The 14,031-nt window shown below is 41.7% G+C and carries 12 protein-coding genes; 8 read left to right on the top strand and 4 right to left on the bottom strand.

Translation table 11 applies throughout. The features are described from left to right. Positions 1-268 precede the first annotated feature (268 nt). From F9K23_06945 to F9K23_06930, 4 genes are all read left to right on the top strand, one after another. The gene (locus F9K23_06945; GenBank protein ID KAB2916931.1) at positions 269-817 is read left to right on the top strand and encodes an RNA polymerase sigma factor; all 549 of its coding nucleotides are present in this window, start codon (positions 269-271) and stop codon (positions 815-817) included. Then, a complete protein-coding gene (locus F9K23_06940) occupies positions 810-2,231 on the top strand; it encodes an outer membrane beta-barrel protein (protein ID KAB2916930.1) in 1,422 nt (473 codons plus the stop codon). The genes F9K23_06945 and F9K23_06940 overlap by 8 nt, the downstream gene beginning before the upstream one ends. An 8-nt stretch (positions 2,232-2,239) precedes the next feature. Then, the gene (locus tag F9K23_06935) at positions 2,240-4,711 is read left to right on the top strand and encodes a T9SS type A sorting domain-containing protein (GenBank protein KAB2916929.1); all 2,472 of its coding nucleotides are present in this window, start codon (positions 2,240-2,242) and stop codon (positions 4,709-4,711) included. Between the two features lie 157 nt (positions 4,712-4,868). Next, a complete protein-coding gene (locus F9K23_06930; GenBank protein ID KAB2916928.1) occupies positions 4,869-6,578 on the top strand; it encodes a PKD domain-containing protein in 1,710 nt (569 codons plus the stop codon). A 71-nt stretch (positions 6,579-6,649) separates the two neighbouring features. Here F9K23_06930 and F9K23_06925 read toward each other — a convergent pair whose 3' ends face one another. Further along, positions 6,650-7,432, bottom strand: a complete 783-nt coding sequence (locus tag F9K23_06925; protein KAB2916927.1) for a hypothetical protein — start codon at positions 7,430-7,432, stop codon at positions 6,650-6,652. A 245-nt stretch (positions 7,433-7,677) separates the two neighbouring features. Here F9K23_06925 and F9K23_06920 point away from each other — a divergent pair, with 245 nt between their 5' ends. From F9K23_06920 to F9K23_06905, 4 genes are all read left to right on the top strand, one after another. After that, complete coding sequence (locus F9K23_06920; protein KAB2916926.1) at positions 7,678-8,109, top strand: 6-carboxytetrahydropterin synthase; 432 nt, start codon at positions 7,678-7,680, stop codon at positions 8,107-8,109. Continuing rightward, positions 8,099-8,311, top strand: a complete 213-nt coding sequence (locus F9K23_06915; protein KAB2916925.1) for a hypothetical protein — start codon at positions 8,099-8,101, stop codon at positions 8,309-8,311. The genes F9K23_06920 and F9K23_06915 overlap by 11 nt, the downstream gene beginning before the upstream one ends. Before the next feature lie 111 nt (positions 8,312-8,422). After that, on the top strand, positions 8,423-9,220 hold the full coding sequence (locus tag F9K23_06910; GenBank protein KAB2916924.1) for an inositol monophosphatase: 798 nt from the start codon (positions 8,423-8,425) through the stop codon (positions 9,218-9,220). Then, positions 9,217-10,554 (top strand): glycosyltransferase family 39 protein, encoded by a 1,338-nt coding sequence (locus tag F9K23_06905; protein KAB2916923.1) that lies wholly within the window; start codon positions 9,217-9,219, stop codon positions 10,552-10,554. The genes F9K23_06910 and F9K23_06905 overlap by 4 nt, the downstream gene beginning before the upstream one ends. Here F9K23_06905 and F9K23_06900 read toward each other — a convergent pair. The 3 genes from F9K23_06900 to F9K23_06890 are packed head-to-tail and all read right to left on the bottom strand — an operon-like array spanning position 10,516 to position 14,004. Further along, complete coding sequence (locus tag F9K23_06900) at positions 10,516-11,805, bottom strand: hypothetical protein (protein ID KAB2916922.1); 1,290 nt, start codon at positions 11,803-11,805, stop codon at positions 10,516-10,518. The two genes, F9K23_06905 and F9K23_06900, sit on opposite strands and share 39 nt — an antisense overlap. Before the next feature lie 60 nt (positions 11,806-11,865). Continuing rightward, on the bottom strand, positions 11,866-13,023 hold the full coding sequence (locus F9K23_06895; protein KAB2916921.1) for a serine hydrolase: 1,158 nt from the start codon (positions 13,021-13,023) through the stop codon (positions 11,866-11,868). A 48-nt stretch (positions 13,024-13,071) separates the two neighbouring features. Beyond that, complete coding sequence (locus F9K23_06890; protein KAB2916920.1) at positions 13,072-14,004, bottom strand: DUF2167 domain-containing protein; 933 nt, start codon at positions 14,002-14,004, stop codon at positions 13,072-13,074. Positions 14,005-14,031: the final 27 nt, after the last annotated feature.

Raw genomic sequence — 14,031 nt, 5'->3', positions numbered from 1 at the left:
TTTGATAGCGGCGGGCTTTATGCCCGTCGGGGTGACGGAATGGCCGTTGGGGGGCGGTGGAGGTGGGTATGAAACCCACCGTTGTTGAGCTATAAGCGGAGCAAGGTTTAAACCCTGCTCCGCTTTTCTGTTTTAGGAAGGTCTCTAGTCATTAGGGTTAACATCATTTCCTAACTTTGTTTTGATGCTTTGGCAAGTGCAGAGAAATTTTTGAAGAAATTTTCCAACCTTCGTTAAGTATCTATGTCAAAATAGTGTTTAAACCTGCGTGTGGAATGATAACGATATAGTTAAGGGCTGTGCTGATAACGACCCTAAGATGCAACAGGTGTTGTACCAAAGGCTAGCGCCTAAAATGCTGGCGGTGTGCTACCGCTACTGCAACGATAGGGACGATGCCAAGGATATAATGCACGAGGCATTTGTGAAGGTGTTTATGAATATCGGCAAGTTTAAGTTTAACAGCACGCTGGAAACATGGATAACGCGGATTATGATAAACACTTCGATTGATTTTTTTAAGAAGAAAACGAAGGTTTCGCAGTTGTTTGATAACATGAAGGACGGTGAGGAGTATGATGTGGAGCACGAGATTGACGACCCGGGCCCCGAAGTGAGTGAAGATGTGTTGTTGCAGCTGGTGGATGAGTTGCCTAAGGGCAGTAAACTGGTATTTAATTTATATGCTATTGAAGGATACGGGCACAAGGATATAGCCCAAATGCTGGGAATATCTGAGGGTACATCAAAATCGCAGTTATCGCGTGCAAGAGATTTGCTTAAAAAAGCATTAAAAGACAAGAAACTAATTGACTAAGAAGAGAATACATATTGACGATTTTTTCCGCCGTGGCTTGGGTAATATGCAGTTACCTGTTGAGGGCAACGATTGGTTTGCTATGCAGGCCTCGTTGGCTGCTGCCCAAAAACGCCGGAAACGTCGCATAATGTGGCTGTGGGTAGTGGGAGTTTTGTTGCTGTTAGGCACAGGCACGGGTATTTATCTTATCAGTGATACTAAAGATACTAATGCTGCTACGTTCGCTCAACAACAAACAACAAACTCAACCGAGCAGCCTACAAATTCAAACACTTCTTCTCACAGCCCACAAAACGGAAGTACACAAACCCCATCTTCTGAAACAGAAAACAGCAACAGTGGTTTAGGTTCTGATACTACCACAACTCAATCTGAATCGAAGTTTGCGGATGATAATAAGTCTGTACAGCCTAAGCAAAAAACTGCCCCTAAACAGTCGGGTAATAATAAATCGGGCGGAAAAGAAACTACCGACAAGCCAAGCACTGATAATGGTGCGGGTGCAGGCAGCAAGGAAACATCAACAGCAAAAGAAACTGAGAATAAAGAAGACAGTAAGCCCATTGAGGCAAGCCATGATGAAACTCCGATAGCCGACACAAAACCAATAGTGATAGCGACTAATGATACCACAAAACCCCAAGAGGAGTCAGAACCTTCAGTAGCGAAGGTTGATAGTATTGAGCCTGAGTCAAAAACAACAAAAAACCCAACGCTTGGCAAACTCTCGCCTTTTAGTATCGGGTTTAATTTATCGCCTACAGCCTCAATGTTTGCAGCTCAAGACCAAACCAAGTACGGCAGCATATTGCGCAACGGCACTAAAGCCGGCTTGGCAATAACATCGCTTATCACCATCAATTACAAAATCAATGACTGGTCTTTTGGCTCCGGTATTGGTATTACTTCTGTAGGAACCCGCGGTAATTACCGCTATACCCATCAGGTGTACGACTCGGTACCTGTATTTAACCCCGGCGGACAAATTATCGGGTATTTTTATACCAATTTTAGGGACAGCAGCCAAAACCTTACCATTAGTAGCAGATATACCTACGTTACATTGCCTTTACAAGCAAGTTATAACTTGAAACTAACCGAAAAAATCGGGCTGCAATTTGGCGGCAGTATTCAGTTGCAGCGACTGGCAAGTGTGAGCGGTGAGGCGATAAGTCCCTTTAGCTTGTTTAGTATCGATGCAGCAAAACAAAAAGATGTTTTGCGCAAATGGAACGCAAGTGTAGCTATACAAACGGGGGTATATTATAAGTTAAGCCCGCAATGGCAGGTAAATGTGGGCTTGCAAATGAGTCGTTTTGCAGGTGGCTTGTATAGCAATGCGATTGGCACAGTAGTGCGTCCGCGTAATTTTGGGTTACATTTGGGTATAAATTATAATTTAACGAAGTGAATCCGTTGATGAAGTTTTTGAGACTTACAGGCATACTGTTATTGTTGGGTATATTAGGTACCCTGAACACTACTGCACAAATATGGAAGCCGCTGGGACAGGGTTTTCAGCAAATTCCTGTTGCAGTTACTTCAACAAACGATAATATGTATTTTGCCTTTGTTGACTCGACTACGGCACCCAACAAAAACAAAATATTTGCTGTGGCACGTTGGAACGGGTTCTTTTGGCAAGACTTGTCAACGTTTGTAGCCGGCCCTGAATCATACATTACCTCTGTAGAATGGTATAAGGATAAGTTATATGCAGGCGGTTTTTTTGATACTGTGTTTTTAGCATCACCAAAAACAGGACTATTAGTACTTGACGGTAAAAAATGGCTGAATGCAGCCAGACGTCGTGTTGAAGACCAAAGCCCTATCCGTATAAATGCTTTAAAAGTGTTTGACGGGTTTTTATATGCTGCGGGCGGGTTTTCGCGTATTGATACCACCAGAGCCAACGGAATAGCAAAATTTAACGGGTTTAAGTGGGAAGGGGTTGACGGACTGCAAGGCGGGGCCTATATAGGTCAAGCACTTAATTTGGAAGTGTTTAATGATTCGTTGTTTGTGTGTGGTAATTATACCCATGCCATAAGCAATAAAAGCGTACCCATATTTAAACTGAAAGGCTCATCCACCATTGCCGATTCTACAAGTCCGTTTCATTCAATTGCTCATTTGCAAAACGCAAAAACCGAATTAATGGCCGTTGGCTTGGGAAATAACTCAGACCGTATAATCTATTCATACATAAATGGCGGTTGGCAAAGCCGTACAAAGGGTTTTCCCAACTTACACCTTGCGGTATTCAGTGACCTTGAGTTTTTTGATAATGAAATATGGGCTTGCGGGTCGTTTAATATCTCACCCAAAAACAACAGTATTATTAAATGGTCGGATACCTCATGGCTAACGCTTGATGAGATAAACCTAACAGGTGTAAGATTTTTAAAGGGATTTAAAAACCGTTTTTTTGCTACGGGTAACTTTTTAAGTTTCGGCAGGATACAATTGAACCGCGTTGCTGAGTTTGATAACGATTTAGCCATTATAGCCGGCAGAGTGTACCACGATGCAAATAATAACTGCCGTCGTGATGTAGGCGAGAAACCTTTGGCTGGCCAAGTATTGCGCTTATTTAACGGGTTGGTGGTTACCTATACGGATAGGGAAGGGATATACTTTTTTGTAGTGCCCCGCAGCGGAACTTACCCCATTACCATTTTACCCAAAAAATATTGGTCGCTAAGTAGCTGTAATCCTACGTTATACCAGTTTACGCCAGCTACCAACAATGTGATTTTTGATACAGCCGATTTTGCCCTTCGCCTTGATGGAAGTATTGAGGATGTGGGGATTAAAATATTGCCTAATGCAGGTTACAAAGCCCGCAGGGGGATAACAGAGTTTTACACGTTGAGTTATAAAAATAATGGAGGTAAAGCTATTTCTCAAGGCAAGTTGAAATTGAAAATCGATACAGGGTTTAAAAACTTCTCGGCCATACCTCCGCCACAATCTATTACGGGTGGGGTGGCGCAATGGGAGTTTAGTAGTCTTGACCCCGGCGAAGAAAAAACGATTGCGTTTAAAGGCAAGGTTGAAGGTGCTTCTACGGGACAAATTGAGTTTTTAGCAGATGCAGCCAGTGTGAACGATGTTTTTGGTACTGATAATTACGACACACTGCAACAAACGGTTGATAATGACACTATAATTAACTGGAAGTATATTTTTCCTGAGCCGAAAACGGGCGACAGTGTAACAATATTTGATATTAATGGCGGCCAGCACGATGTTGAGTATCTGATACGGTTTGAAAACACTACCAACGATACCATACAAACGGTGGTGGTGGTGGATACAATAGATTTGAACCTGAGTATTGAATACATACAAGAATTAGGTGCCAGCCATCCATACACCACACAGGTGGTAAATCTGCCCCCGCAATTGGGTAAAGGGGTATTAATATGGACTTTTTCTAATATTAATTTACCGCCCAACTTATTACACAGCAGTGATTTTGTTGATAACAGGGGACACATACGGTTTAAGATACGTATGAGTGATAAAACACCTGCCGGAACACTTGTGAAGAACAAGGCCGAAGTGTGGTTTGACTTTGCTACCCAACATACTACCAATAAAGTGTATTGCACTATGGATAGGCTGCAAAGTGCGGCTATGCTAATTAGTGAACAAGGCATTGCGGTGTATCCCAATCCCGCAACTACACAATTAACGGTGGTTACTGAGGATGAGGGTGAAAGTAAGATTACAATTAGTGATATGCAGGGACGTATTTGCCTTGCAACGCAACCCTTTAGCGGGGGAAAAACAGATATTGATATTACAGGACTGGCGCAAGGGGTTTACTTTTTGACAGTTTCAACAGGTACCACCACCACACACACAAAGTTTGTGAAACAGTAACGCCAACAGAGCATTTTTGATATTAGCCACTGTGTGCAAGTAATTGCTAACAGTGGCTTTTTTGTGTATATCCGTTGGTGATAAAAAATAGTTTAAAAAATTTTACAACCGTTTATAAACCATCCCGACTAATTAATAAAATCAAACCCTTACAATTATGAAAAACACGATTACTATTTTGACTAAAGTGTTGGCATCATTGATGGTGATGGCCATTTGCTTATTGGCAGGGAATGCCGTACAAGCACAAAACAGGGAATGCAATGCAAATTTTGAACTGAAAACAGACGGTTATAAAATCACTGCAAAATCTACAGGTTCACAAACTACCGGGACTGAATATTTGTGGAGCTTTGGCGATAATACAACGGCTCATAACAGTAGTACCGAACATACTTTTAAAAAACAGGGTGTGTATGTGGTGTGCCTGATTGTGAAACGTGAATACAAGTTTGAAAACACTGTGCGTCGTTGTGCCGATACGGTGTGTAAACGGGTGGAAATAAAAGAACCTTGCCGCCTTGAAATTGGCTTTGGGGTGGAATTAAAAGGAACTGTAGCCTATTTGAAAAGTGAAGTTAAAAGCAACCTGAACGATTGGGTATATAAGTGGGAGTTTGGTAACGGACATACAAGCGACCGCCCTAACCCGGAGTTTGATTTTAAACAACCCGGAATCTACAAAGTATGCCTTACAGTGGTGAGCAGGGATGGTAAATGCCGCGAAACAATTTGCAAAACCATTGAAGTGAAGCGCGACCCTTGCCACGAATTGGAAGCCTCTTACAGGTTTGAGATTGACGGGAAGAATGTTGGATTTGTAAGTACTACAAAAGGACAAAACTTGGTATATGAATGGACTGTGGATGGCCGTAAGGTTTCTGAAAAAGAGGGCTTTAGGTTTGAGTTTAAGGAGCCCGGCCGCTATACTGTTTGCCTTGTTGTAAAAATTAAAGGTACAGACTGCGTAAAACGTATTTGCAAGGTGGTAGAGATTAAACGTCCCGACCCTTGTGCTAAACTGAAAGTTGAATTTAAATACAGGATTAATAATAGCGGTAAAGCCTTATTTATTGCTGAAGCCGAAGGTAAAGATTTGGTGTACGAGTGGACCATAAACGGACGTAAAGTATCAGAACGAGAAGGATTCATGTTCCAATTCAGAGAGTCGGGTCGTTATAATGTTTGCGTTACTGTAAAAATTAAAGGCACTAACTGTGTGAAACACGTTTGCAAAGTAGTAGAGGTGAAGTTGCCCGAACCATGCCGCTTGCAGGCTGCCTTTAGGTATGAGGTGAACGAGTATAAAGTGTTGCTTTACAACATGAGTAAAGGCACCAATCTTAGCTATTCATGGGTAATTGACGGACAAAGGGTTAGCAACTTAGAAAACTACATTGCTAAATTAGCTCCCGGCAAGCACCGCATCTGTTTGTATATCAGTAATCGTGATGGCAGGTGCAAGGATAGCTATTGCACTGAAATTGAAATAAAACGACCCAATCATCGTGCTCCTACAGGCGGAAATAAAGGTCATGATCTTGTGGCAGATAATACCCCTGCTATTCCCGAAGGAACTTGTAACTGTGGTACTGAGCAAACTGCCCAAAACGCACCAGTAGTTGAAATGGCCTTGTTCCCCAACCCTGCTCAAGAGGTGCTAAACCTAACTGTAGGTGGTGTGCAAACTGCGGAAATTGTGATAAGCAATGCAAACGGGGTGATGTATTACAAGGGTCAATACATTGCAGAACACGGGGCAACGCTGGAAATTGCAATTGCACACTTACCCCAAGGATATTACATAGCAAAAGTGATAAGTGCTGATGGGAAGGGGCAGGCGAATCTTAAATTCTATAAGCAGTAAAATTTCTCATAGATTATGTTTGTTGTGTAAAAGGCCCCGCATCGTCGGGGCTTTTGCCTTTATACAAACCATTAATCGATTTTAATACCGAGCGCGATGTTGAGAAAGGGGCGGCTAGGTAGCCAAAATATCCGCTGCTGACGTGGGGCATCGAATAAACCTATCATCGGAGTTGATTTGGGTTGAAGTCCCGTTTGAACGAGTATGATAGCATACTTAGAAATTTCGTTTTCTAAAAAAGCCATCAACGTTAAAGACTTAATACTTAATTGTGTTCTGTTTACGGCATTCAGTATGGTTGGAATTCCTCTGAAACTCCTGTCTATTTCAGTATAACTGTAGTTTTCATAATTAATGTAGCTGTGTTTAATAATAAACCCGAATGTTCTTCTGTTATGCCCACGGTTCAAATACACATCGTTACCGTGCCAATATATTCCGTATTGAAAATGTTTCCCGGTATAGCTACAGTTGATTGAGTAAAAATCTACTTGTTTAATATCCTTTTTATCATCAAACGAAGTATTGATATTGCCTTGAGAAAGTGAGCCTCCTGCTGTTACAAATAAATGCTTACTTCTTATAAGCCTTGTGTATGCTGTTAAGCCACCCTCAAGTGCCATTTGGTTATGCTCTCCCAAAAATGCACCACCATTTACAGCAAGATGTTTCACAGGTGAATAGGCTACTTGTGCTTCGAGGTGGGAACGTCCCAGCGCAGCATTTGCTTTAAATTGCTCAGCATTGCTAAATGCAGCTGAGTTAGGCATTTGTGGTATGTAGGTATAGGTGTTAAAGGCGCAACTACTTGCAAATACGGTGAACAGCAAACAAAACAGTAATTGTGGTTTCATAGGCAGTTGGCTTTAAAAAAATATGGGCAGCTTTTATGGGGCTGCCCCTTTTGTAATCATAGTTTGTAATACAAAGGTGGGGTGCTTGGATTGGCTTTCTCAGGCAGTTTTTGCAAATGCCTAAAACGTTTTTACGGAAAAATGCAAAAACGTTGATTTTACAGGCGGTTTACAGTGCTTTTGATAATCTGTTTTTATATGACTACCTTTGCACACTTTTTTGTAACAACGGATAACCTACAGCTATGGCTGAGAAACCTAAATTACTATACATAACCCGCAAGGAGCATTTTAATGCTGCCCACAAACTGTACAACCCTAATTGGACGGAGGAGCAGAATGACGCAGTATTTGGTCGTTGTGCCAATAAAAACTGGCACGGTCACAATTTTGAGTTGTTTGTAACCGTAAAAGGGTCGCCAAACCCTGACACAGGTTTCATTATCGACTTAAAGGAACTGAAAAAGATTATCCGCGACCGTGTGATTGATAAACTTGACCACCGTAACATTAACGAGGATGTTGATTTTATGCACGGAAAAATGGCAAGTATTGAAAATATTGTGGTGGAGATTTGGGACCAACTTGCCGAACCTATCAGCGAGCACGGATGCCAACTGCACTACCTTAAACTGGTGGAAACCGAACGCAATTTTGTTGAATATTATGGAGAATAAACCCAAAATACCTGTTTACGACCGCGAGCCCAGTCCTAAGGCGTTCAAGCGTTCGATATTTATCACCATGATATTTATTGTGTTTTACGGTGGTTTCCTTATCTGGAAAAATTACTACAGAGAAGGTGCTGAGCCGCCTATACAGCGCAAGCAGCTTTCTGTACCCCAACCTTTGCAAGAGGATACTTCGGTGAAGAAGTGATTGGTTGTTAATGTTTAGTGATTAGGGGTTGGTAGTATATCCAATTAGTCATTAACGGTTTCTTTCTATTCTTTACTTACACATTTCATCAATGCGTTTTACCTTAGCGGCATGAATTATGAAAAGTTGTGCCGTGAGGCTATTGAGGTAGTGCAGGAGGCAGGAGCTTTTATCCGCAAGGAGTTTACAAGCTTTGACCGCACGGCTACTGAGGAAAAAAGCCTGAACCAATTGGTGAGTTATGTGGATGTGACAGCTGAAAAGATACTTGTTGAGGGGTTGGACCAATTGATAGAAGACTGCGGATTTATTACTGAAGAGAATACGATAGCCCAAACCGAAGGGCACAAATACCGTTGGGTGGTTGACCCGCTTGACGGAACTACAAATTTTATTCACGGTATCCCTGTGTTTTCAGTGAGTGTGGGACTGCTTGAGAAAGACAAGTTGGTGATGGGGATTGTGTATGAGGTGTGCAAGGATGAGTGTTTTTATGCGTGGAAAGATTCTGCGGCATATCTAAACGGTACTGAGATTAAAGTATCGCCTGTATCGGCGTTGAAAGACTCGTTGTTGGCTACAGGCTTCCCTTATTATGAGTTTGATGGTATGGACGGCTATGTGAATAGTTTGCGCCATTATATGAAATCTACACGCGGTTTGCGTCGTATGGGTAGTGCCGCTATTGATTTAGCTTACACTGCTGTGGGCCGTTTTGAAGGGTTTTTCGAGATGGGGCTTAGTCCTTGGGATGTGGCTGCGGGCGCATTTATTGTGCAGCAGGCGGGGGGCAAAGTGGTTGATTTTTCAGGCAAGGGAAATTATCTTTTCGGGAAAGAAATTGTGGCCTGTTGCCCCGGAGTTTATAAAGAGTTTTACGGTGTAATTAAGGATAATTTCAAAAAATAATACTTGCACTGTTGAGTAATGCCCGAAAATACCTGCTGTTTATAACCTTACTGCATGCGGTATTTTTTGTATTGGCCTTGTACAAGGGTAACATACAGCTACCTGATAGCGGTGATTATATATGGCAGGCAAAAAACTTTGAAGCTACGGGTAGTTTTTACGCCAACGACCCAACCCAGCCTATAAAAATTGATTATTACAGTAAACGTCCGCCTTTGTACGGGCTATTTATTTGGGGAGTAACTAGTATTTTCGGGTCGTTGTATGCCGTGCTGTTGTTGCAAAATATCATCAGTATTTTTTGTTCATGGCTGGTATATAAATTATTACGGGATGATTTTGGAATAGAAAAGCCTGCTTTGTGGGCAGGAATTTTATGGGTGCTATTTCCTAATCAACTGTTATACGCCAACATGGTGATGAGCGAAACCTTGTTGCAGGCATTTTTAACAGGTGCTTTTTATTGCTTTTTACGCTATTTAAAAACCAACAAACAATATTGGATAATAGGTAATACAGCATTGCTAATATTGGCATTGCTTACCAAACCCGTAATGCTGTATTTTTGGGTAATTAGCTTGGTCGTACTTTTAATTTTTGCGATTAAAAACAGGCATTATTTTTTGCCGTTAACAGTAGTGTTGCTACCATTGGTAGCCTATTGGTGGAGCGGGGTAAACTATCAAGAAACAGGGTACAGGCATTATTCATCCATCACCCATGTTAATTTAAAAGATTATAACACTAAATATTTTTTGTTTGCCAAGTATGGTAGTGAGTACGGCGATAGTGTAATTGTGGTAATTGATTCAGCCGTAGCAAAAAAGGGCAGTTATGCGCAACAATGCGAATACATTAAAGATACCTGCAAACAAATATTACTAAGTGATGTGCCTGCTTATGGCAAGTTTCATGCAAGAGGGATGCTTAATTTTATGGCCGACCCCGGCAGGTACGATTACGTTAGTTTTTTTAATATCCCGCAAACAGATGGTTTAGGGCTGTTGCACTACATCAGCAAAGGAGATATAGGTGAACTGAAACGGTTTATTAAAACCCAGCCTATTGCCTTAATAATTGTACTGCTGCTGCAAATGATAGCAAACGTGTTGATATTGCTAATGTGTGTGGTGTTTGTATTTATCAAAACCCCATTGTGGCCAAAAATATACTTATTGGTTATGGCAGGGTATATTTGGTTTCTTACAGGGCCTATAGGCAGTGCAAGGTTTAAAGTACCTGTTTACCCGTTGCTGGTGGTTGCGGTAGTAGTAGCAATTTATAATTGCAAGCCGCTAATTCATAAAATCAAAATCGGCAAGAATAAGGCCTAATCTAAAGCCGAAATAGACCTGACTGAATGTTTCTTGGCCTGGCTGTTTCAGTCTGGCATCGCTAATAATTCTGTTTTCAATGGAGGCACCAAAACTTACCCCGCTGTTTGTAATTAACTGTACCGATGCCCCGATGGTTGATTTAGCAGAATAAGTAAACTGTATTGGGGTGATAATGGCGTGGCCTATTTTTCCTACTTTTTGCCGTAGGGCTAAGTGGAATGAAAAAAACGGCGAAACAAAACGATTAAAGGTGCCTGTATATACTTGATAGCTACGGGTGGCAGCTGCTTGGGATTTTGTGGCTGTTTTTGTTGTATCGTAGGCCATTGGAGCAAGGGCTTCAAAATTATCAAGCATGGTTTGGCCTATTTGATAACCTAAAAAAACACGGTTGCCAAAGCAATGGCTGCCCCCTATGGCAACAAAGCCCGCGGTGATATTATTAAAGATAACATTAATAGCATTGTTTTGAGAGTCAATTTGGTAAAAACCATTGTGTTTTAACCCAGTTGTAAGGTACAATATGTTCTGTACAAATGGCCTTACTGGTTTATCAATAGTTTGTTTTTGCAGAATAATCTGGTCGTGTTTTTGTTTTAAATCCTTATACTCAGTAAAAAGGTACGTAAACTCACTGTTGGCTCCCAAAAGCAGGGAAATAACCTCATTGTAAAAATCAGTTTTTGTTACGGTTTTGGCATAAGCTATCCATACCAGTTTTAATTGTTCAAAACCCGGAGTCTCAATAGAAAAGAACAACTGTTTTAGTGTGTCGGTTTCGGCAGGAAACTTTTTGTCTATGCTTTCCAGCATTTTGTTCAGTTGGTTACTGTCTTTTACCAAAGCGTTCATCCGGCTGGTGAGCCTCAAATCTTCTTCATCCAGCAATGCCCAATACTCAGCACGGGGTTTATACCGGTTAATAAAGTTGTTTGTTTTGCTCATGCCTACGGTAAAGGCCGCAGATGCTTGAGGAGCTGTAATCCCCTTGTTTAAAAAGGCAGCCATGCCGGCCCTGTCAGAACCGTTTATTGTTACGCCAAAAAGGGTGGATTGTCGGTAATACAGGTTATCGTCAAACGCAAAAAACGATGCCCCGAAATTGGAATTTACCAAGTCGGCATAAGCACTACCGCCTTGATGCACAAGTGGCGAGTTTCCGCTCATATCAGTGCCCAATGTTTGTGATTTCAACGGGTTGATAAAAGAGATAGCGACAACGAAAATGAATAAAATGCAATTTCTCATACGTTCAACGGTATTACACGCAATAGGATTTTCACCCTTGCTTTTAGTTTAATAGGGTAATTATTTAAGGTATTCGGCCATTTCAAGGCAGCGGAAGGTTTCTGATGGATGACCGTCAATGTTTTTACCTTCGCGCCTGTGTCCAAGCCTTACTACAATAGTGTTGGTGGCATAATCCACCAAAATATATTGGCCTTTAATACCCCTTGCATAAAACAACGGGCGGTTTTGGTATTGCATACACCACCATTGGTAGCCGTAAATTTTGAGGGGTTGAGTACCGTCCATCACATCAGAAGCAGGCTTTACCGAGTTTAGCACAAACTCTTGGGGTATCAGTTGTTTACCGTTCCAGCGGCCACTGTCTTTATATAATTTACCTAATCGGGCAAAATCGCGGGCATTGGTGTAAAAGCAGCAGTACGAACGTTCATCACCGTCTTTGGCATCAATCGTCCATTTGGCAGGGTTTTGCGCACCAATGGGTTGCCATATCTTTTCAGCGGCATAATCACCCAATTTTTTTCCGGTTACTTTTTCTACAATAAAGCCCAACAGTAGGGTATTTCCTCCCATATAATCAAACTGTTTGCCCGGTTCAGTGGCAGGTTTGTAGTCGCCTACCAGTTCTTTTACCCCTTTTCCGTAATAGGCTTTTGCCATCATCCCGAAGGGGTTTCCGTAGCTCTCGTCAAAGCCAATGCCTGAGCTCATGGTAAGCAAGTGCCGGATAGTGATTTTATCGCCCAATGTTTCTTTAAACTCGGGCAGGTATTTCACGGCGGGTTCGTTTTCATCTTTTATCAAACCGTCCCCAATGGCACATCCCACTAACATAGAAACCACACTTTTAGCTACGGAAAATGAATTTGAGTATGAGTTTTCACCATAACCGTCCCAATAGCTTTCGTGTACAATACTATCGTTGTGTATCACCAAATAGGCTACTGTACCAATACTCTCGTGGTATTTCTTGTCCGCATCTTTCAGCGGAGTTTTATTGTAGTTGGCTGCAAAAGGCCACGGCTGCGGGGTACCCGTTTTTACATCACGATTTTCAAACGCTGTATAATCATCAATGGAGGGGCCTGTGCGCCCGATAAAATAGGTACGCGACAGTGCTTTGTACAAATGTGCATTGCCTGTAACCAGTACCCCTACATTGAATATTATCAATGCGATTAAAAACCATTTAATAAAACCTTTGAGCAATTTCATACACTATCAAAGGTAAGATTGCGGTTTAAAATTGTGCAATAATTATTGTTATGCGGTGGTATTACCGTCGGTAGCAGTTTCTTTATTTTTCTTACCCCTAAACAGCTTAACAGCTCCGGCACCCAAGGCAATCAAGCCTAAGATGATTACTTTGCCAAATTTTGCTAATCCGGCAAATAAACCCGCTTTTGCAAGCACTTTACCTGCTACCAAGCCGCCTATAGTCCATGCAGCCACTTCGTCCACATCGGGGTTAAAATCACTGTATTTATTGCCTGCGCTAAACTCTACAGCATTTGTAAGCGGGTCGATGTTCTTTTTTACATCCTCAAGCTGTGGCATTGCAGCAATGGCATTTAAAACCAAAACACCTTTGCGGCCTAATATGCGAACATTGTAGTTGAGGGTATTGGTTGAGGTTTCATCAACGCTAAATTCTTTAGCCCAGTGTAATATCTTTTTGTTTTCGTCGTAATACGGGGTTGATGCCCAGCCCATAAAATGCATGGCTTCATAACCCAATTGCACACGGGTTTTATTTTCTTCTTCTGACTCTTTTTTCATGTCGGCCAGCAGCTCTTCATAATCAACCTCGTTAGCATCCTTATCGCTCACGTAGCCAATAGCGTCGTATTGTATGGTAAACACCCACGAGGCTGAATCTAATAAATCAGCATTCTCAAGTAACAACATCCCCAAATAGCCGCCGCCGGGAGGGTTGTTCCATAGTTTGTGCAACACAAACTCAGTTTGTTCAGGGTCTAAATACTTAAAACCTTTGGGAACATTAATAGTGGCCAGTCCATCACCAATGGTAACGGTTCCGGTTTGGTATTTTAAGCGTTGGGCAGAATCAAGCACTTTAAGGGCATCAAGCAATTCAGCATTTTCTGTTGAAAGACTGTCCGGCTCTTCGTTAACGGCTTTTAATTGGGGGGCAATAAGCCACAATAGACTAAAAAGAAGTAAAAGTTTTTTCATGGATAATATATTGACCAGCAATATATG

The organism is Bacteroidota bacterium, assembly GCA_008933805.1.
In the GTDB taxonomy this organism is placed as follows: domain Bacteria; phylum Bacteroidota; class Bacteroidia; order UBA8524; family UBA8524; genus SB11.
Note: the sequence above shows the minus strand (reverse complement) of the source record. Positions and strands in the feature narration are given on the sequence as shown.

What these genes read in the sequence shown, in the direction of transcription:
- F9K23_06935 (KAB2916929.1), top strand. Translation starts at nt 2,240, where the DNA reads ATGAAGTTTTTGAGACTTACAGGCATACTGTTATTGTTGGGTATATTA.
- F9K23_06930 (KAB2916928.1), top strand. Translation starts at nt 4,869, where the DNA reads ATGAAAAACACGATTACTATTTTGACTAAAGTGTTGGCATCATTGATG.
- F9K23_06925 (KAB2916927.1), bottom strand. Translation starts at nt 7,432, where the DNA reads ATGAAACCACAATTACTGTTTTGTTTGCTGTTCACCGTATTTGCAAGT.
- F9K23_06920 (KAB2916926.1), top strand. Translation starts at nt 7,678, where the DNA reads ATGGCTGAGAAACCTAAATTACTATACATAACCCGCAAGGAGCATTTT.
- F9K23_06915 (KAB2916925.1), top strand. Translation starts at nt 8,099, where the DNA reads ATGGAGAATAAACCCAAAATACCTGTTTACGACCGCGAGCCCAGTCCT.
- F9K23_06910 (KAB2916924.1), top strand. Translation starts at nt 8,423, where the DNA reads ATGAATTATGAAAAGTTGTGCCGTGAGGCTATTGAGGTAGTGCAGGAG.
- F9K23_06900 (KAB2916922.1), bottom strand. Translation starts at nt 11,805, where the DNA reads ATGAGAAATTGCATTTTATTCATTTTCGTTGTCGCTATCTCTTTTATC.
- F9K23_06895 (KAB2916921.1), bottom strand. Translation starts at nt 13,023, where the DNA reads ATGAAATTGCTCAAAGGTTTTATTAAATGGTTTTTAATCGCATTGATA.
- F9K23_06890 (KAB2916920.1), bottom strand. Translation starts at nt 14,004, where the DNA reads ATGAAAAAACTTTTACTTCTTTTTAGTCTATTGTGGCTTATTGCCCCC.